The organism is Brevundimonas sp., from assembly GCF_044239655.1.
In the GTDB taxonomy this organism is placed as follows: domain Bacteria; phylum Pseudomonadota; class Alphaproteobacteria; order Caulobacterales; family Caulobacteraceae; genus Brevundimonas.
Genome location: NZ_JBIIAY010000056.1, coordinates 1 through 19,283, shown reverse-complemented (window position 1 = coordinate 19,283; position 19,283 = coordinate 1). Strand labels below are relative to the sequence as shown.

The following is a 19,283-nucleotide window of genomic DNA, read 5'->3' as shown; positions in this document are numbered from 1 at the left end:
AAGGCCTCCGCGCCGGTGGGGGCGGGCGCGGCGGCCGGGGCGGCGCGGGTCAGGCTGGCGCGGGCGGTGGGCGTTCCGGCGCGGGGATCGCCGAGCACGGTCAGGAACAGGGCGGCGGCCGCGATCAGCGACAGGCCTGCGACGCCCACCGCGACCGGAGGACGCTTCAGGACGGCGACGATCTGGGCGAGGTTCAGCCCCGCGCCGCGCGGCTGGGGCGGGCTGCCGGCGGTGGCGGCCAGGGCGGACTGACGTTTGGCGAACATGGACACGGACGAACGCTCGGTGGGCCTTTGGCGGAACCGCGACGACGGCTCCTTCGGGCTCACTGTGGCGTGCGGCGGTTAAGAAAGCCTAACGGGGCATTAGCCATGAACGGCGGTCAGCGGCGGCGTTCCTGGGGGGTGGGGACGTTGCCGGGCGTGATCTCCGGCGCGCGCTGGGGCGAGGCCGGGGGCGTTCCGGTCGCCTCGGCGGTCTCGACCGGGGCCGCGTTCGGGTCGGTGACGACGATGCCCGTCGGCGCGGCGGCAAGCTGCGTCAGGTCGCCGCCGGCGCGCAGGACGTCGAGCGCGCGTTCCAGCTGGTAGTCCTTGTCCTTGTCGAAGTCCGGACCGGGGGCCTCACGCGGCACGTGGGGGCCCTTGCGTTCGGCGCCGATCGAGGCGTCCAGCGCGGTCGAATAGGCGGCCTCGGAATAGATGAAGCTGGAGCGGGAGATGATCTTCGCTTCGGCTTCCGTGCGAGCGACCTCGAGGTCGGGCTCGATACCGATCTTCTGGATCGAGGTGCCGGACGGAGTGTAGTAGCGCGCGGTCGTGATCGACAGGGCCCCGTCGCGGCCGCCGCCCAGCGGGATCACCGTCTGGACCGACCCCTTGCCGAAGCTGGTCAGGCCGACGATCGTGGCCCGCTCGTGGTCCTTCAGCGCGCCGGCGACGATCTCGGACGCCGAGGCCGAGCCGTAGTTGACCAGAACCACCAGCGGCAGGCCGCCGCTCAGGTCGCCGGGCTTGGCGGCATAGCGTTCGATCTGCTCGGGCTTCCTGCCGCGCTGGCTGACGATCTCGCCGCGTTCCAGGAAGGCGTCGGACACGTCGATGGCCGCGGTCAGCAGGCCGCCGCCGTTGTTGCGCAGATCCAGGACGAAGCCCTTGAGGCCGGGCTTCTCGGCCTTCAGCCGGGTGATGGTCTCGGTGAGTTCGCGGCCGGTGTTCTCGTTGAAGGTCGAGATACGCAAATAGCCGAAGTCGCCTTCGAGGCGGCCGGTGACGCTCTCGACCTTGATGACCTCGCGGGTCAGGACGACCTCGCGGGCCTCCTCGCCGTCGCGCAGGAAGGTCACGGTCACCGAGGTGCCCATGGCGCCGCGCAGTTTCTCCGACACCTGGGACACGGTCATGCCGGCCGCGTTCTGGCCGTCGATGGCCGAGATGACGTCGCCCGCCTGGACCCCCGCGCGCCCGGCGGGTGAGTTGTCCATCGGCGAGATCACCTTCACCAGCCCGCCCTCGGCGGTGATGGTCAGGCCGACGCCGGAGTATTCGCCGCTCGTCCGCTCCTGCAGATCCTCATAGCCGTCCGGCGGCAGATAGTTGGAGTGGGGGTCCAGCGCCGTCATCATCCCGGCCAGGGCCGCCTCGACCAGCTTCTTGTTGTCGACGGGCACGACATAGGCCTGTTCGACCACGGCGATGACGTCGCCGAACAGCTGCAGCATGCGGAAGGTTTCGTTGCGCGGCGTCTGGGTGGCCACGGTCATGCCGGTCAGGCCGAGCGCAATCACGACGCCGCCGGCCAGGAATCTCTTACGCATTCGGTCTCTTTCGCGATCCAACGGCATTCCGAAGCCTCTGGAGCGTCCGGTATCTGTTCAGTGTGGGGAAGGATGGGGCGTCAGGCAAGCGGGAGTGGGGGTTGGGCGTGGTGGATAGTCTCTGCGTGCAGGCACCGCGCTTGTCCATGCCGGAGAGATGGCTGAGGCCTCGGGGATTGCCGAGGCCGCTGGGCGACGGGCTCACACTGAAAGGCAGGGCGTGCGCCGGTGCTGACCCACCAACGGCGATGGGGGAGGTGAGCCTGCACCTCCCTGGAGTCTCAACCACTTTTGTGCAGCATTTCTTGCGCGAACCGCTAGAAGACCGGTCAGAAATCACGCGCACACGCCGCCGCACCGCCGTCCAGAACACGACCCATGCAAGACACCGTCCGCCGCATCCTGACCGCCCGCGTCTATGACGTGGCGATCGAGAGCCCGCTCGATCCCCTGCCGCGCCTGAGCGCGCGCCTGGGTCGGCCGGTGTTGCAGAAGCGCGAGGACCTGCAGCCGGTCTTCTCGTTCAAGATTCGCGGGGCCTACAACAAGGTCGCCGGGCTGGACGCTGCGGCCCTGGCGCGCGGCGTGATCTGCGCCTCGGCCGGCAATCACGCGCAGGGGCTGGCCTTGGCGGCGACGCGGCGCGGCGCGGTCTCGACCATCGTCATGCCGGTCACGACCCCCGCCATCAAGGTGGCGGCGGTCAGGGCGCGGGGCGGCAATGTCGTCCTGCACGGCGAGACCTTCGACGAGGCCTATGCCCACGCCCGCGCGATCGAGGCTGAAACCGGCGCCGTCTTCGTCCACCCCTTCGACGACCCGGAGGTCATCGCCGGCCAGGGCACGGTGGGGCTGGAGATCATGCGCCAGCATTCCGGGCCGATCGAGGCCGTCTTCGTGCCGATCGGCGGCGGCGGACTGGCCTCGGGCGTCGCCGCCATCGTCAAATTCCTCAGGCCCGAGACGAAAGTCATCGGGGTCGAGCCGGTCGATGCCGCCACCATGAAGACCGCCATCGACGCCGGCCGGGTCGTCACCCTGAACAGCGTCGGTGTCTTCGCCGACGGGGTGGCGGTATTGCGCGCGGGCGACGAGACCTTCCGCTTGTGCAAGGACCTGCTGGACGACATCATCCTGGTCGACACCGACGCCATCTGCGCGGCGATCAAGGACATCTTTGACGACAGCCGCGCCGTCGCCGAGCCGTCGGGTGCCCTGGCCCTGGCCGGGCTCAAGGCCTGGGCCGCACTGAATCCGTGTACGGACAATGACGCCGCCCTGATCGCCATCAACTCGGGCGCCAACGTCAACTTCGACCGCCTTCGCCATATCGCCGAGCGGGCCGAGATCGGCGAGGGGGCCGAGGCCCTGCTGGCCGTCGCCCTGCCGGACGAGCGCGGCGCCTATGCCCGGTTCCTGAGATTGCTGGACGGACGGTCCGTGACCGAGTTCAACTACCGCTGGGCCCCCGACGGCGCGGCCCACTTCTTCGTCGGCGTCGCCCTGCGCTCGGGCCCGCACGAGAAGGAGGACCTGATCGCCACCCTCCAGACCTCGGGCTACCGGGTCGAGGACATGAGCGACAACGAAACCGCCAAGCTGCACGTCCGCTACATGGTCGGCGGCCGCGCGGCGGGGCTGGAGGGCGAACGCATCCTCCGCTTCCAGTTCCCCGAACGCCCCGGTGCCTTCCTGCGCTTCCTGAACGCACTCCAGCCGGCCTGGGCCCTGACCCTGTTCCACTATCGCAACCACGGCGACGACGTCGGCCGCGTCCTGGCCGGGATTCAGGTCCCGCCCGCCGAACTGGACGCCCTGACCGAGGCCCTCACCGACCTCGGCTACCCCTACGTCGACGAAACCGACAACCCGGCCAGCCGGCTGTTCCTGGATGGGGTCTGACGCAACACCTGTCCATTCGCGCTTCGCCAGCGGCACCGCCCCGCCATCCGCGCATCCGGGCCGACCGATCGCGCAGTCGCGGATGACGGCAAGATCGGCGAGGCTACACCGGGGCATCCCCTTATCCGGAGCCCGCCATGTCCTCGATCACCCGTCCCCTGCTCCGCCCCTGGCCGCTCGCCGCACTTGGCCTGACCCTCGTCGTCGCCGCCTGGATCGGGCTCGCCCAGGCCGGCCTGCTGCCCCTCTGGTCCCATCCCCACGCCCCGGACCTGGCCCTGCTGGCCGCCCAGCCGGTGGTGATCCAGCTGCATGTCGGTGCTGCCCTGTCCGCCCTGCTGATAGGCACGGTGCTGTTGCTCGGCGTCAAGGGCAACACCCTGCACCGGACCCTGGGCTGGACCTGGGTGATCGCCATGGCGACCGTGGCGATCAGCTCCTTCTTCATCCGGACCAGCGGGACCTTCTCCTGGATCCACCTGCTCAGCGGCTGGACCGTGATCGCCCTGCCCATGGCGGTATTCGCCGCCAGACGTCACGACATCAAATCGCACCGGCGCGGCATGACCGGACTGTTCGTGGGCGGCCTGCTGATCGCCGGCGCCTTCACCTTCGCGCCGGGCCGGCTGATGTGGAAGATCGTCTTCGGCTGAAGGCCCTATTCGCCCTTGGCCGCCCGGATCGCGTGGTGGGCGCGGACGATGGCGTTGGCGACTTCCTGGGTCTGACTGGACGCATTGCCCAGGCCGCGCTCGGATTTGTAGAGCCCGTCCAGATAGGCCCGGTCCAGGTCGGTCAGGCCGGGCGTCCCCTGCGGATCGTCGAACAGGTTCAGGATCGTGGCATAGCCCCGCGTCTCCGCCTCCGGATCGACCTGAGCCAAGGCGAGGAAACTCAGATAGTCGGCCAGCTGATCCGGCGTGGTGCCCTCAAGCTTGCCCGCATCGACGACGATGTAGACCTTGGACAGGTTGTCGACGATCTCTGAACGCAGCCGCGACGACACCGTGGTCCGCACCGAGGGCGCATACGCGAAGGTCGTGTCCTGACCGCCGACCCCCGCACCGTTGCCGATGATGTCGCCGGGCAGGCGGGTGGCCCGCTCGCCGGTGTCGGAGAAGACCGGCATGCTGGAATGCCACCAGCGCACGGGGGCGTCGGTGGTCTGGAACTTCGCCAGCTGGGCTCGGCCGCGATCGGTGCCTGCTCCGCCGCTGACGAAGCGGCGCGGGGCCTGGGCGACGAAGGCCCGGGTCACCGGATCGGCGTCCACGGCGAAGATGATGATGACGTTGGGGTCACAGCCGGGACCTGCGGGGTTCAGCCCGACGCTCATGGCCGTCGTCGCGATGCGGTCGATGAAATACTGCGCCTCGGCGGTCCTCAGATTGACCGTGCCCGGACAGACGCTGCGGCTCCACCGGGCCAGGTCGCGGTTGCGCACCGGGGCCCCGACATCGACCACGAAATCGCGCACCAGGCTTTCGAGCCGGCGACCGGTGACCTCGAGGTCATTGAGCTGGAACGGGGTGTCCGGATCGACCTGCGGCGGAGCGGCGACAGGCATGGGTTGGGCGGACAGGGCCAGGGCGGCGAGCGCGGCGATCAACATGGCGGCATCCTCGTCGGCCAGGCGTACCCCGGCCGTCGCCTCAGTCTAAACCCGTCGCCGAAGAGGGTCGAGCCCCGGCTCAGGCCGCCCCGTCACCGGGCCTCGTGCGCCAGCAGCCACCGCTTGCGCTCCAGCCCGCCCGCATAGCCGGTCAGGGTGCCGTTGGCCCCGATCACCCGGTGACAGGGCACGATCAGGGCGACAGGGTTCTGGCCATTGGCGAGGCCTGCGGCCCTCACCGCCTTGGGCCGCCCGATCGCCGCCGCCAGCTGGCCATAGGTCCGCGTCTCCCCCGCCGGGATGGCGCGCAGGGCAGCCCAGACCTCGCGCTGAAACGCTGTTCCGTTAGTCCGCACCACCAGCCCGTCAAGCGCCGTCCGGTCCCCGGCGAAATAGGCCGCGACCGCCGACCGCGTCGTCTCCGGCACCGCGCCCGGTTCAAGCACGAACGCCCCGTGATACCGCGCCAGCAGCCGCATCATCCGCGCCTCATAGTCCTCGAAATCCAGAGCCACGACCGCGCCCCCGGCATCGACGACCAGCAGCACCTCGCCGACCGGCGTCGATATCCGGTCCAGGGTGAAGGGCTCAGGCTGCGCGTTGTTCATCTTCATTCTCCAGGTCTTGCGCCGACAGTCCCGCCGTCCGCAGGTGCAGCGCCCCATAGGCCCGCCAGGGCCGCCACCGCTCTGCGCGCGCCGTTGCCCTCGCCTCGAAATCCGCCGGCCACCGGTCGCTCGGTGCTGTCTGTCCGTCATCGATCCAGGCGCCGGGCAGCCGCAGCCCCGGCCGTGCCTCGACCAGGGATATCATCCCCGGATCGGCCGACAGGTCGCGCGCGATCGCCTCGGGATCGGCCGACAGATCGAACACCCGCCGCACCCGCGCCAGCACACCCGGCAAGGCCTTGAGGTCCGAGGCCTCGACCACGACCTCGACCCGTCCCGGCCGCCCAAAGGCCACCACGACCCGACCGTCCGCCCCATCGATGTCGGCGGTCAGGGCTCGCGACCACCGGCCGTCCTCGACCGCGTCTCCGCGCGCCGACAGCGCCGCTAACATGGTCTCGCGATCATAGGGCTCGCGATAGGACAGCCCCAGCCGCACCCCGACCTCGGCCGCCCGCTCCTTGCGCCGCCGCAGCGCCGAGGGCGGTCGTCCGTACAAGGACTGAAAGGTCTCGTTGAACCGCCGCACACTGCCGAAGCCGGACGCCAGGGCCACCTCGGCCATCGACAGATCCGTCTCGTGGATCAGCTGCTTGGCCAGCAGCACCCGCCGCGTCTGGGCCACGCTGACCGGGGCCGCCCCCAGATGCTGCCGGAACAGCCGCCTTAGCTGGCGCTCGCCCACCCCCAGTCGTCCGGCCAGGGCATCGACGTCGGCCTCATCCAGCGCCCCCGCCTCGATCAGGGCCAGGGCCCGACTGACCGTGTTGGACGTCCCCCGCCATGCCCCCATATCGGGCGCCGTCTCGGGCCGACAACGCAGACAGGCCCGAAACCCGGCCTCCTCCGCCGCCGCCGCGGTGGGATAGAAGATCATGTTCTCGCGCTTGGGCGTCCGCGCCGGACAGACCGGCCGACAATAGATGCCGGTCGAGGTCACCCCGCCGAAGAACCGTCCGTCGAACCGCGCATCGCGGGTCAGCACCGCCCGGTAGCAGGCCTCCTGATCCAATGTGTCGCGCGCCGTTTCCATGACGCCAACATGGGGGCTGATCGCCCCCATGTCTCGCGGTTTTCGGACATGACGGGGTCAGACGAGGCTGGGCTTGAGCCTGTCCGCACCCGGCGACGGCTTGCCGGTGACCAGCCGCCACAGAGCCCCCGACGCCTCGAACAGACTGGTCACGAAGCCGATGGCCACCACCAGCATGAGGATCGTCGCCAAGGCCCAGTCGTGGGTCTGCACCATGGTCGCGACGCGCTCGATCATCGTCTGCAGACTGTCGGCGCGGATCAGCGGCGACAGGGGCGAGGCCATCCACAGCCAGCCGTAGAAACAGGCCCGCGTCACGCTGAGACCCAGGTCGCCGAGCCCGGTCAGCCGCACCGATCCCGGCATGGCCGCCCGCGCCAGTCCGAACACGATCCGCGCCAGGGCATAGGCGATGACGGGCCAGTAGATCAGGCCCAGGGTCTGGATCACCAGTTGCGAATAGCTGACGCCGTCGATGGTCACGGCCAGGTCGATGGGCCGCAGGTCCCGCGTCGTCAGCAGCCCGGTCCACCACAGCAGGAAGACGGCCCAGGCGATGGCGCTGGCCACGCCGCGCGCGGCCGGCGACATCTGGCTGCTCATGCCCCGCACCCGGCCCTGGGCGCGGTCGGCCGCGCCGCCCAAACTCGAACCAGTCTGTGTCGGACCGTTCTCGGACAGGGCCCGCGACACGCTGTCGGCGTCGAACGCCGCGATCTCGAACAGGCCCAGGTCCTTGACCCGCCAGTCGCGGATGAAGGCCGGCTTTTCCTTCTGTCGCTCGATGATGAAGGCGGCCAGGGTGGCCAGACCCACGATGGTGATCGCGCCGTTGAAGACGTTGGCGAAGGCATGGCCGATCGCCTGACCCGCCATCATGTCCCCGGCGAAGACCCGTACCACCAGGCCGATGACCGTGATCGCGGCCATGGCCACCAGCGCCACCTTCACCCCGAACATCCACCACGGATACAGCTCCGGCCCGACGACGTGCTGGGGGCCCGAACCATAACGGGCGGCGACGGTCAGGGGGTGGCCCACCTCGCGCAGCACGGCCTCCTGTTCCGCCTCGCTCAGGGGTCGGCCGAGGCTTTCCTCGCGGTCCTCCATCCGGGTCTGGATGGCGTCTCGCAGCTCGGCGATGATGTCGTCGCGCGTGGCCTTGGGCAGCTGCGCCGCCACGGCCTTCAGATATCGGTCTGTCAGGGTCATCCTGGTTGCTCCAAGGTCGGGATTGTTCAGAGAATTCGGTCGAGCGAGGCATTGATGCCCCGCCATTCGTCGGTCAGGGCCGCGAGCATGGCCTCGCCCATCGGCGACAGGACGTAGAAGCGCTTTTTCCGCTTCTCTTCCTCGCGCCATTCGCTGGCCAGAAGGCCCTGGCTCTCGAGACGGCGCAGCAGCGGATAGAGGGTCGATTCCTCCATCTCCAGCCCGTCGGCCGCCAGGGCCTGGCGCAGGGTATAGCCGTAGCGTTCGGTCCTGAGACAGGCGAGCACGGCCAGCACCAGCGACCCGCGCCGAAGCTCCAGCCGCATGGATTCAAAAAGTTCTGCATCGATCGTCATGGCTGATCCTGCTCGTCACATAGTGTGTGACGCACAGTGTATGCCGCATACTGTGCGACCGAGTCAATGCCGGTTGAGCAGTTCCGGTGGACAGGGTAAAAAGTGGGCGTCCCGACCTCGTGGGGCGAGGTCGGGACGCCGGGGCCGACAACCCCCTACGGTCAGGCGGAGGGTGATGCGGACCGCAGCCGGGGCGCTTTCGCGATCGCCCGGCCGGGCAGGTCCACACTGGCGTTTTCGCGCGCCTCGCGAAACCTGCGGATTTCCATAGGTAGGCCCGCTGGGTGGCCCGGGGATGGCGTCAGAGTGTCTCGATCTGCTGAAAGATCAGGCCGCGAGCCACCGCTTCCGGCAGGCTGCGAGCCCCCAGCTTCTTGCGGGCGTTCTTCAGGTGCATGCCTACCGTGACCTCGGCAATATTGAGGTCGTGGGCGACGGCGCTGATCCGGCGTCCCATGGCCACGGCCGACAGACAGTCCCGTTCCCGCGCCGACAGGGCCTGGGCGCCATGGGTTCTCAGCATGATCTCGCCCGCGATCCCGGCATGGAAGACCCGGGTCATGGCCAGCAGCAGCGCGCCATGCCGACGCACCCGCTCGCGCGTGTCGGCGGGGTCCAGGCTGCTGCCGATCACCATGCCCCCGGTATGACGGCCGGGCCCGCGTTGCAGGGGGACGAGAACACCGGCCTTCATGCCGCCGCGCAGGGCGGTGCGGGCAACCTCTCCGATATCGCCCTCAGCCGTGGCGTCGAACAGGATGGGATCCTGTCCACCCGCCGAGACATAGTCGACGAGCGGATCAATCAGATCGAGCCGACGCTCTGCATAGTCCGCCAGCCATTCGGCGGGCATGGTCGACAGCGACGGATTGATCAGGTCCGGCGCGTCAATCGAGCGCGACGGCAGGAAGACGGTGTAGTTCAGCTTGTCGAAGCCGAGCTCGGCCAGCCGGCCCGAAAACGCCTGCCACAGCCGGTCGGGATCCCGCTCGGCCAGCAGGACGGCCAGCACCGCGTCCTGCGGATCCTGGCCAGCCGACAGATCGTCCACGCGACTCTGTACGCTAATCGACATCGGTACTCCCCACGGCGACACTCTGTTCCACGACCTGAGATCGATCAACCCTTCGCCGATCGCTTCAGGGATGCAACCGTCACCGGTTTCCATTTCCACGCCAGTCGCTAAAGCTGGGGCGTCGTGTCACGGGGATTTCCATGCCGTCTGCCCGCTCTCGTTCGATCCTCCTGTCCGCCCTGGCGCTGATCGCCGTCGCCGCGTCCCCCGCGTTCGCCCAGGTCCCCGGGCCGACCCTGATCCCCGGGGCCGAGTACGACGCCACCGTCCCGACCGTCACCTCCGTCCTCGGCTATGACAGCGGCGAGCGGATCAGCCGTTCGGCCGACGTGCTGCGCTATTTCGAGGCCCTGCGCGCCGCCGCCCCCGACCGCGTCGTCATCGGCGAACAGGCCCGCACCCATGAGGGCCGCCCGGTGTTCTGGGCCGCCGTGGGCTCCGCCGCCAACATCGCCCGGCTGGACCAGATCAAGGCCAACTCCCGCGCCCTGGCCGACCCCCGCAGCACCAGCCCCGCCGACGCCGCCCGCATCATCGCCGATCAGCCGGTGATCGTCTGGCTCGCCTATTCGGTCCACGGCAACGAGATCAGCCCCGCCGACGCGGCCATGGCCGCCGCCCGCCACCTGCTGGCCTCGCGCGATCCGGCGGTTCAGGGGTGGCTGGCCAACACCCTGGTCGTCTTCGTCCCGACCCAGAACCCCGACGGCCGCGAGCGTTTCCTGAACAACAACGCCGCCGGCTTCGGCACGGTCGCCAATCCCGATCCCCTGTCGGCCGAGCGCGACGAGCCCTGGCCGTCGGGCCGGTTCAACCACGACGTCTTCGACCTGAACCGCGACTGGTTCATCCAGACCCAGCCCGAGACGCGCGGCCACGCCGCCCAGGTCCGCGACTGGCGGCCCCAGGTCCTGGTCGACGCCCACGAGATGGGCACCGACGATACCTTCTTCTTCCCGCCCGAGGCCCAGCCGCTGAACCCGCTGATCGCCCCCTCGACGCTGGAGAGCCGCGAGATCATCGGCCGCAACACCGCCCGCCGCTTCGACCAGCAGGGCATCCCCTATTTCAACCGCCAGGTCTTCGACGCCTTCTATCCCGGCTATGGCGACGGCTGGCCCGGCTATCTGGGCGCGGTGTCGATGACCTATGAACAGGGGTCGTCGCGGGGGCTGGCGGCGCGGCGCTCGTCGGGCGAGATCCTGACCTATCGCGAGACGGTGCGGAACCATCTGGTGGCCAGCCTGTCGACGATCGAGGCCTCCTCCGCCAACCACGACCGCCTGCTGAACACCTTCTACGCCTTTCACGTCGAGGGGATGCGCGGACGCGGCGCCTATGTCCTGACGCCGCCGACCTACGATCCCATGGCCGCCGACCGTCTGGCGGGCCTGCTGGTCTCGTCGGGCATCGAGGTCGGCCGCGCCGACGCCGGCTTCACCTCTTGCGGCAAGTCCTACCCCGCCGGGTCCTATGTCGTGAACCTCAGCCAGCCCAACAGCCGCATGGCCGAGGTCCTGCTGACCCGCGACGTCGCCGTACCCGCCGACTTCCTGGCCGAACAGGAGCGCCGTCGCGCGCGCGGCCTGGGCGACGAGATCTATGACGTCACCGCCTGGTCGCTGCCCCTGATGTTCAACGTGCCGTCGGACAAATGCGCCTCGGCCCCCGCCGTCGCCGTCACCGCGGCAACCGAGGACCAGGTCATCCCGCGCGGCGTGGACAACCCCGACGCCGCCTACGGCTTCCTCGTCGCCCCCGGTCTGGCCGGCACCGGCCTGATGGTCGAGGCACTCAGGGACGGCGTGCAGTTGCGCAGCCTGGACAAGCCCTTCACCCACGCCGGCCGCCGCTGGCCCGCCGGGACCCTGGTCATCCCCCGCGCCGGCAACCCGGCCGACCTGCCCCAGCTCATGGGCGAACTGGCCATGTCCAAAGGCGCCGAGGTCGTCGGCATCGACGACTCCTGGGTCTCCGACGGCCCCGGCTTCGGCTCGGCCGATGCGGTTGCGATCCGGGCCCCCCGCATCGCCCTGGCCTGGGACGACCCGACCGACCCCTCGGCCGTCGGCGCCACCCGCTATGTGCTGGAGCGCTCGCTGGGCTACCCCGTCACCGTGGTCCGCACGTCCAACCTGGCCTCCGCCGATCTGGATCACTTCCAGGTCGTGATCCTGCCCGACGGCCGCGACTATGCCGGAACCCTGGGCGAGGGCGGCGTCGCCCACCTGCGCGAATGGGTCGAACAGGGCGGCACCCTGATCGGCCTGGGCAACGCCACCCGCCTGCTGACGGCACCCGAGTCAAAGATGCTCGCCGCCCGCCGCGAGACCGCCGTCGCCCCCGATGACGACAAGTCCGACGCCCCCTCCGACAAGCCCCGCGTCCCCGGCACGGCGATCGCCACCAGCGCCGCCTATGACAGCCTGATCCACGGCGGAGAGCGCGGCCCCGACAGCGTCGCCGGCGTCCTGGCCACTGCCGAGGTCGATCCCGAACACTGGCTCTCGGCCGGCGTCGCCCCGACCCTGAACTTCCTGGTCCGGGGCTCAGACATCTATACCCCGCTGAAGCGGGGCGAGGGCACCAACGTCGCCCGCTTCACCTCCGCCGACACCCTGCTGGCCTCGGGCCAGCTCTGGGCCGAGAACCGCCGCCAGCTCGCCTTCAAGCCCGCCGTCATGGCCGCCCCCCAGGGCGAAGGCTGGCTCATCGCCTTCCCCAGCGACCCGACCTTCCGAGGCTATATGGACGGGCTGGAGGTCATCTTCGCCAACGCGGTGTTCCGGGGACCGGCCCACAGTTCACCGGCGTGGTGACCCCGGCCAACGTTGGAAGATCAGCATTCCCTAAGGACAATTACGTAGTGCAGCCTTAAATCCCCTTTATCCACATTGATCGAAAGGTTTTAGGACAAGGACGACCGAGGGCCGCCCTTCTCGGGAAAGAAAGAAAAGCCGTGTCCAATCAAGCCGTCGAGAGCCGCATCAAGTTCATGAAGCTTGATGAGGCAGCGCGTTCGCGCATCAAGTCCATCAAGCCCCTCATCATGAAGGAGATGCCGGCGGCTCTGGACGGGTTCTACGAACAGGTCCGGGCCACGCCCGAGACCAGGGTCTTCTTCAAGGACGATGGCCATATCGACGCCGCGCACAAGAAGCAGCTGGCGCACTGGGACATCATCTCCAGCGGGCTCTACGACGAACGCTATGCCGAAGGCGTCAACAAGGTCGGCGAGGTCCATGCCCGCATCGGCCTGGAACCTCGCTGGTACATCGGTGGCTATGCCCTGGTGCTGGAGGCCATGGTGGCCAAGGTCGTCGAGGCGCGCTGGCCCAGACATGCCCTGAACGCCCGGGGCGTGACGGCGGGATCGACGGCGGCCGAGCTGGGAGCCCTGGTCAAGGCGACGCTGCTGGATATGGACCTCGCGGTGTCGGTCTATCTGGAGGCCCTGGAGACACGCCGGAAAATCGCCGAGACGGAGCGTCAGGAGGCCGAGGACCAGCAGAACCGGGTCGTCGCCGCCCTGGCCGAAGGCCTCAAGCACATGGCGGCCGGTGATCTGACGACCCGCATGGATATCGAGGTCGAGCCCCGCTTTCAGGGCGTGAAGGATGATTTCAACAAGACCGTCGAAACCCTGGCGGCGACGATGCAGTCCATCTCCGGGTCCGCCACCGCCGTCCTCAATGGTTCCGAGGAGATCGCCTCGGCCTCCGAGGAGTTGTCCAAGCGCACGGAGCAGCAGGCTGCCTCGCTGGAACAGACCGCCGCGGCCCTGGAACAGATCACGGTCACGGTGAAGCGCACGGCCTCCGGCTCGCAGCAGGCGGCCCAGGTCGTGGCGACGGCCAAGGGCGACGCCCAGGCCTCGGGCGAGGTCGTCGATCGCGCCATCGCCGCCATGGGCCAGATCGAGAAATCGGCGTCCGAGATCAACCAGATCATCGGGGTCATCGACGAGATCGCCTTCCAGACCAATCTGCTGGCCCTGAACGCCGGGGTCGAGGCGGCGCGGGCCGGCGACGCCGGTCGCGGTTTTGCGGTGGTGGCCCAGGAAGTCCGGGCCCTGGCACAGCGGTCGGCCGAAGCGGCCAGGGAGATCAAGGGCCTGATCTCCACCTCGGGCCAGCAGGTCAGCCGGGGCGTGGCCCTGGTCGGCGAGACGGGCGAGAGCCTGACCCGGATCGTGGAACAGGTCGCCACCATCGACGGCCTGGTCTCCGAGATCAGCGCCTCGGCCCAGGAACAGGCGGCCAGCCTCAGCCAGGTCAATATCGCCGTCAACCAGATGGACCAGATGACCCAGCAGAACGCCGCCATGGTCGAGGAATCCACCGCCGCCTCCTTCTCGCTCAAGAGCGAGGCCGGAGAGCTGGATGGGCTGGTGTCCCGCTTCAAGGTTGCCGCAGGCCCCGCCAGGGTGTCGAACCCGGTCCATGCGGCCCAATCCCGGATCGAGACCCTCGCGCGGCCCCGGCCATCCCGCCCGGCGCCCCGCTCGGTCGGCAACACGGCCCTCAAGGCCGCCGAGTGGGAGGAGTTCTGACCATGACGCCGTTTGAAACCCAGGCCGCGTCCGCAACCGGCGTCATGCTGGAGCTGATCTCCTTCGAGATCGGGGGTCAGGAATACTGTATCGACGTCCGTTCGGTGCGCGAGATCCGGGGCTGGACCCCGGCGACCCCCATGCCCCAGACCCCGGACTATATCCTGGGCGTGATCAACCTGCGCGGGGCGGTGATGCCGGTCCTGGACCTGCGCTGCCGCCTGGGCCTGGGCCGGACCGAGCCCTCCAGCCGCCATGTCATCGTGGTCATCCAGCACGGCAGTCGCCTGGCCGGGATCCTGGTCGACGGGGTGCAGGAAACCTTCCAGCTGGCGGCCTCCCTGCTCCAGACCCCGCCCGCCATGGGCTCGGACGCCAGCGAACAGTTCGTCGACGCCATCATCCCGCTGGAAGGCCGCATGCTGTCGCGGCTGGTCGTCGGATCCCTGCTCCCGCTCGAAACGGTCGGCGAAGCCGCCTAGAGGCGGGTCACCTCACGCCGCGCTTCCGGCACCCGCCCGCTCCAGGCCGAGCCCCCCGCTCGCCGCCTCGCCCTCACCCCGCCGTCATGCCCGCCCAGAGTGAGGTCATCTTCGCCAACGAGATGTTCGGAGGGCCCACTAGCCTCGATGGGTCATGTCATTCGGTACCGCAGCGCCTTGACCAGTAGGGCGAAGGCTGGAGAGGGTTGCCGGCGGGTCAAGTAGTAGAGGTGGTAGCCCGGCAGCGACGGACACCAGTCATCGAGTACGGCGACCAGAGCACCGGCGTCGATCTCCGGCCGTACCATGTCAGTCGGCAGATAACCGACGCCGAGGCCAGCGATCGCCGCGTCACGGATTCGATAGACGCTGTTGAAAACGAGCGGCCCTTCGGTGCGGACCTTCAACTCCTGGCCGTCTTTTTCGAAACCCCAGACATAGAGGCCGCCCGACGTCGGCAGGCGCAGGTTGATGCAACGGTGGCGAACCAGGTCCGCCGGCGCGGTCGGCTTCGGATGGGCGGCGAAATAGTCGGGTGACGCGACCACAGCCATCGGCATGTCCGGCGCGATCCGCACCGCGATCATATCCTTGGCCACCTGTTCGCCGAGCCGGACTCCGGCGTCGAACTGGTCCTTCACAAGATCAGCAAGGGCGTAGTCGTCGACGATCTCGACCGAGATGTCCGGACAGTCGCGCAGCAGGGTCTTCAGCACCGGCCAGATGTATGTTGTCGAGGCATGCTCGACCGAGGTGATCCGGATCGTGCCCGCCGGCTTGTCGCGGAGATCGCTGAGGGCGGCGATGCTGGCATCGAGGTCTTCGAGCGCGGGCTTGAGGGTCTCCAGCAGCCGCTGTCCGGCCTCTGTGGGCGCAACGCTGCGGGTGGTCCGAGCCAGTAGCCGCAGGCCCAGTCGCTGCTCCAGCCGTGCGACCAACTGGCTGAGAGCCGATTGCGACAACCCCAGTTTCGCGGCGGCGCGCGTGAAGCTGCGTTCGTCGGCGACGGTCACAAAGGCCGTCAGATCAGCCATTTCCTCGCGCTTCATTCAGCAGCTCCGTGAATAGCTCCATCTACGTCTAAGCGGCTAAACCGCATAAACGCCAGCCAGTAAGTACTCTTCGCTGCCACTGCGGGCTCACCGCTTGATCGTGAACCAGCCGGTCGCCGAGTCGATGATGCCCCACAGTTTGGCGGGCAAAGCCAGGTCCGGCAGGGTCGCCACGTCCAGCGTCGTCACGATCTCGTCGGCTCGATCTGTCCGGGCCAGTTCGACCCAATCCGGGTTCATGATCAGTCCTTGGCCGACCGCCACCAGCGACAGGCCTCGGTCCAAGGCCTGTTCGGCCTGGGCCGGCGTCCTCACCTGACCGGCAGCGAGGACCGGGACGCGTCCGGCGACATGGGCGACGACCTGTTCGGCGATGGTCTCGCCCTGTTCGTCATCCATGGGCCGGGCGTCCAACACGCTGGCCAGTGAGGCGTGGATATAGTCGACGCCGCCCTCGATGAGCGCATCGATCAGATAGCGGGTGTCGGCGATGCGGATGCCGCCTTCGCCGACCTCTTCGGGCGAAACGCGATACCCAAGTACGAAGGGCCGATCCGCCTGCTCGGCGATGACCCGCTTCGCCTCTGCGATCACCGCCAGCGGGAAGCGCAGCCGGCTCTCCAGCGAACCGCCCCAGGCGTCCGTGCGTAGATTGTAGAGCGGCGAGAAGAAGTTCGGCAGCAGGAAGCCGTGGGCACCGTGCAGTTCGACGCCGTCGAACCCGGCCTCTATGGCGCGTCGCGTCGCCGCGCCGAAGGCGGTGACGATGTCCAGGATTTCGGCCTCGGTCAGGGCGCGGGCCGGCACATCGCAGGGCGCGAACGGGCTGGGTTCGCCGGTGACCGCGCTGGCGCTGACGATCTCGCCACCCGGCGCCAGTTCCGGCAGGGCGCGTGCGCCTGCGTGGAAGATTTGCAGGATGGCCTTGGCCCCACCGCTCTTGGTGGCCTCGGCCAGCCGGGTCAGGCCGGGCGTGAACCGGTCCTCATCTGAAGCATATTCGTGGGTGAAGCCGATGCCCTCAGGCGTCACATGGGTGCAGCCGGTGATCACCAGGCCCACGCCCCCGACCCGACGACGATAGTAGGCCAATTCCTGGTCCGAGACGGTCAGGTCGTCGTCAGCGGACCACGTGGTCATCGGTGCCATGACGACGCGGTTGCGAAGCGTCAGACCGTCCACCAGCGTCAGGGGTTCAAACAAGGGGTTGGGCTTCGTCATGGCCGGATCGCTCTCTCCTCGCCGCGACATGCGGCGGCTTCGTCCTTCAAGGTGGGGGCACCGTTGCCATAGATTAGAGGATCAAAATCGAATGGCCTTATTCGGCGAGCGAATAGCTGGGCGACTTGAGGACGGCCGTTGATGCGAATGAGGTCGCTGCTTGAGCGATCTCCGGACGCCATTCATTCGCTGAGCGGATAGGCCCTAGCCGTTTGCCCCGTCTTATCTCCTCGCTGCCGCGCGCCATCTTCGTCGCAAGCCGAACCCGGAGAGACAGATGGCCTTGAATGATCAAACCCGTGCGTCAGACCCGGCGCACCCGTCCAGCCGCCGCGCCTTCCTGATCCAGGCCGCGATCGCCGGGCCGGTCCTGGCAGCCGCTCCGGCGGTCTGGGCTGCTTCCCAGAACGCGCCAGCCCCCACTCAAACCAGAACTGGACCCACAGACATGAAGACCCGCAAGCTCGGCCAACTGGAGGTGTCCGAACTGGGCGCCGGCTGCATGTCCATCAGCGCCAACTACGGCCCGCCCGCTCCCGGCTTCGTCGGCATCAACGTCATGCGCTACGCCCACGAGCGCGGCGTGACCTTCTTCGACACTGCCGAAGTCTATGGCGGCTACACCAACGAACTGCTCGTCGGCGAAGCACTCGCGCCGATCCGCAATGAGGTGAAGATCGCCACCAAGTTCGGCTTCGACGTCGAAGGATCGGGCGCGCCCATCAGCCGCCCGGACCACATCAAGCGGGTCGCTGAAGCTTCGCTGCGCCGGCTGCGCACCGACCGCATCGACCTGTTCTATCAGCACCGTGTCGATCCGAACGTGCCGATCGAGGATGTCGCCGGAACGGTCGCGGACCTGATCCGCGAAGGCAAGGTGCTGCATTTCGGCCTGTCCGAGGCCAGCGCCGACACCATCCGTCGCGCCCACGCCGTTCATCCCGTGGCGGCCGTCCAGAGCGAGTATTCGTTTGTCGAGCGCGCGCCGGAAAACAACGGCGTCCTGGCCATCTGCGAAGAACTGGGCATCGGCTTCGTGCCTTGGGGTCCGGTAGGCATGGCCTTTCTGACGGGCACCATGACGCCCGACACCCGGTTCGATCCGGCCACCGACTTCCGGCACAACTTCCCACGCTTCACGCCCGAGAACATTCGGGCCAACCTGCCGATCCTCGACATCGTCCGCCGCAAGGCCGGCGAGAAGAGCGCAACCCCGGCCCAGGTCTCCTTGGCTTGGCTGCTCGCCCAGAAGCCGTTCATCGTCCCGATCCCCGGCACGCGGAATCGCGACCACCTTGTAGAAAACCATGGCGCGCTGGGCGTCGATCTGACTCCGCAGGACCTGCGTGACATGGAAACGGCGTTCGCGACCCTGAACATCCATGGCGCGAGCATGGACGCGAACAACATGGCGCTCATCGAGCGGTGAAATCGACCTCACCACCTTCGGAGATCACTCAAGCGGACCTAAGGGTTAAATACTGACAGGCTCCTCGACGTCCCCACAACGCCCCATCGGGGCGTAGGGATTTATTCCTTTCAACCCCTTGCCAAAGAGCCTCGCACCCTTACCTCCTTCGACGGTCTTTGACATCGACGGGAATGGAGCCGGCGCCGCCACCTCAACGGTTTTCGGACCATTCAGACCATTCAGACCATTCAGACCATTCAGACCCTGTTTTTCACCCCCGCCAAGGTCTGAAACCGAGGCGGCGGTCAGATCAGCAGGGCCCCCTCGTGGCGCAGCAGCCAGGTCTTGCGCTCCAGTCCGCCGCCGAAGCCGACCATGGCCCCGTCAGCCCCGACCACCCGGTGGCAGGCCAGGACCAGGGGGATCGGGTTGCGGTTCAGGGCCACGCCCGCCGCCTGGGCGGCCGCCGGCTCTCCGGCCCGCCGCGCCATCTCGCCATAGGAGATCGTCGTTCCGACCGGCACCCGGGCCAGGGCGCGCCAGACCCGGGCTTGGAACCCCGCCTCCCCGGCCGCCCCGTCCAGCGACCAGGCGATCCGCGTCAGGGCCTCTCGGTCGCCCTCGAAATAGGCCGACAGGGCCTCGACCACCGCCGCCGGGGCCTCGCCTCGCACGGTCGCCGCGCCCGGATACTCCCGCGCCATGGTCCGGGTCAGCCCCTCCCCGAACGACACCCCCCGGACCGCCCCGGCCGCGTCAAAGGCGAAGGCCAGCGGGCCGATCGGGCTGTCGATCGACGACAGGATCAGCCGGGCGGGCACCCCCACTCAGCCGCGCGCCCCGGCCATCAGCCCGTTGAGCAGGCCATAGTCCATGGCCGCCGCGATCTGG

Annotated in this window: 16 protein-coding genes and 1 pseudogene; 6 read left to right on the top strand and 11 right to left on the bottom strand. The window is 68.6% G+C overall.

Annotated features, from left to right (window positions below; genetic code table 11):
• Together ACILQR_RS09230 and ACILQR_RS09225 are read right to left on the bottom strand one after the other, a co-directional pair.
• Positions 1-266: pseudogene (locus ACILQR_RS09230) on the bottom strand (divergent polysaccharide deacetylase family protein); the annotation flags it as partial.
• 116 nt (positions 267-382) lie between these two features.
• Positions 383-1,816, bottom strand: coding sequence for a S41 family peptidase (locus ACILQR_RS09225; protein WP_395651148.1), 1,434 nt, complete (start codon positions 1,814-1,816; stop codon positions 383-385).
• Positions 1,817-2,194: 378 nt separating this feature from the next.
• On the opposite strand from ACILQR_RS09225, the gene ilvA reads away from it, so the two are divergent.
• Together ilvA and ACILQR_RS09215 are read left to right on the top strand one after the other, a co-directional pair.
• On the top strand, positions 2,195-3,718 hold the full coding sequence (gene ilvA / locus ACILQR_RS09220; protein ID WP_395651147.1) for a threonine ammonia-lyase, biosynthetic: 1,524 nt from the start codon (positions 2,195-2,197) through the stop codon (positions 3,716-3,718).
• 137 nt (positions 3,719-3,855) lie between these two features.
• On the top strand, positions 3,856-4,371 hold the full coding sequence (locus ACILQR_RS09215) for a DUF2306 domain-containing protein (RefSeq protein ID WP_395651146.1): 516 nt from the start codon (positions 3,856-3,858) through the stop codon (positions 4,369-4,371).
• 5 nt (positions 4,372-4,376) lie between these two features.
• On the opposite strand, the gene ACILQR_RS09210 is transcribed toward ACILQR_RS09215, so the two are convergent.
• The 6 genes from ACILQR_RS09210 to ACILQR_RS09185 all read right to left on the bottom strand — a co-directional run bounded on the left by ACILQR_RS09210 (position 4,377) and on the right by ACILQR_RS09185 (position 9,674).
• Positions 4,377-5,330, bottom strand: coding sequence for a hypothetical protein (locus ACILQR_RS09210; protein WP_395651145.1), 954 nt, complete (start codon positions 5,328-5,330; stop codon positions 4,377-4,379).
• A gap of 92 nt (positions 5,331-5,422) precedes the next feature.
• Positions 5,423-5,938 carry a methylated-DNA--[protein]-cysteine S-methyltransferase gene (locus ACILQR_RS09205; RefSeq protein ID WP_395651144.1) on the bottom strand — a complete coding sequence of 172 codons (516 nt, stop codon included), beginning with the start codon at positions 5,936-5,938 and terminating at the stop codon, positions 5,423-5,425.
• Positions 5,919-7,061 carry a bifunctional transcriptional activator/DNA repair enzyme AdaA gene (locus tag ACILQR_RS09200; protein WP_395651143.1) on the bottom strand — a complete coding sequence of 381 codons (1,143 nt, stop codon included), beginning with the start codon at positions 7,059-7,061 and terminating at the stop codon, positions 5,919-5,921. Before ACILQR_RS09200 ends, ACILQR_RS09205 begins: the two co-directional genes overlap by 20 nt.
• Positions 7,062-7,088: 27 nt before the next feature.
• Entirely contained in the window at positions 7,089-8,243 is a 1,155-nt protein-coding gene (locus ACILQR_RS09195) for an HAAS signaling domain-containing protein (RefSeq protein ID WP_395651142.1), read from the bottom strand.
• Between the two features lie 26 nt (positions 8,244-8,269).
• Entirely contained in the window at positions 8,270-8,599 is a 330-nt protein-coding gene (locus ACILQR_RS09190; RefSeq protein WP_271145452.1) for a PadR family transcriptional regulator, read from the bottom strand.
• A 301-nt stretch (positions 8,600-8,900) separates the two neighbouring features.
• Positions 8,901-9,674 (bottom strand): autoinducer binding domain-containing protein, encoded by a 774-nt coding sequence (locus tag ACILQR_RS09185; RefSeq protein WP_395651141.1) that lies wholly within the window; start codon positions 9,672-9,674, stop codon positions 8,901-8,903.
• Positions 9,675-9,814: 140 nt separating this feature from the next.
• Between ACILQR_RS09185 and ACILQR_RS09180 the strand changes: the two genes are divergently transcribed.
• The 3 genes from ACILQR_RS09180 (at position 9,815) to ACILQR_RS09170 (ending at position 14,708) form a co-directional block, all read left to right on the top strand.
• Positions 9,815-12,493, top strand: coding sequence for a M14 family metallopeptidase (locus ACILQR_RS09180; protein ID WP_395651140.1), 2,679 nt, complete (start codon positions 9,815-9,817; stop codon positions 12,491-12,493).
• A gap of 140 nt (positions 12,494-12,633) precedes the next feature.
• Entirely contained in the window at positions 12,634-14,226 is a 1,593-nt protein-coding gene (locus ACILQR_RS09175; RefSeq protein ID WP_395651139.1) for a methyl-accepting chemotaxis protein, read from the top strand.
• Between the two features lie 2 nt (positions 14,227-14,228).
• Entirely contained in the window at positions 14,229-14,708 is a 480-nt protein-coding gene (locus ACILQR_RS09170; RefSeq protein WP_395651138.1) for a chemotaxis protein CheW, read from the top strand.
• A 152-nt stretch (positions 14,709-14,860) separates the two neighbouring features.
• Here the strand turns inward: ACILQR_RS09170 and ACILQR_RS09165 are convergent, their stop codons facing one another.
• Both ACILQR_RS09165 and ACILQR_RS09160 read right to left on the bottom strand, forming a co-directional pair.
• Positions 14,861-15,757 (bottom strand): LysR substrate-binding domain-containing protein, encoded by an 897-nt coding sequence (locus tag ACILQR_RS09165; protein ID WP_395651137.1) that lies wholly within the window; start codon positions 15,755-15,757, stop codon positions 14,861-14,863.
• 90 nt (positions 15,758-15,847) lie between these two features.
• A complete protein-coding gene (locus ACILQR_RS09160) occupies positions 15,848-16,981 on the bottom strand; it encodes an NADH-dependent flavin oxidoreductase (protein WP_395651136.1) in 1,134 nt (377 codons plus the stop codon).
• A gap of 448 nt (positions 16,982-17,429) precedes the next feature.
• Here ACILQR_RS09160 and ACILQR_RS09155 point away from each other — a divergent pair, with 448 nt between their 5' ends.
• Positions 17,430-18,410 carry an aldo/keto reductase gene (locus tag ACILQR_RS09155; RefSeq protein WP_395651135.1) on the top strand — a complete coding sequence of 327 codons (981 nt, stop codon included), beginning with the start codon at positions 17,430-17,432 and terminating at the stop codon, positions 18,408-18,410.
• Between the two features lie 287 nt (positions 18,411-18,697).
• Here ACILQR_RS09155 and ACILQR_RS09150 read toward each other — a convergent pair whose 3' ends face one another.
• Positions 18,698-19,219 (bottom strand): methylated-DNA--[protein]-cysteine S-methyltransferase, encoded by a 522-nt coding sequence (locus tag ACILQR_RS09150; RefSeq protein WP_395651134.1) that lies wholly within the window; start codon positions 19,217-19,219, stop codon positions 18,698-18,700.
• Positions 19,220-19,283: the final 64 nt, after the last annotated feature.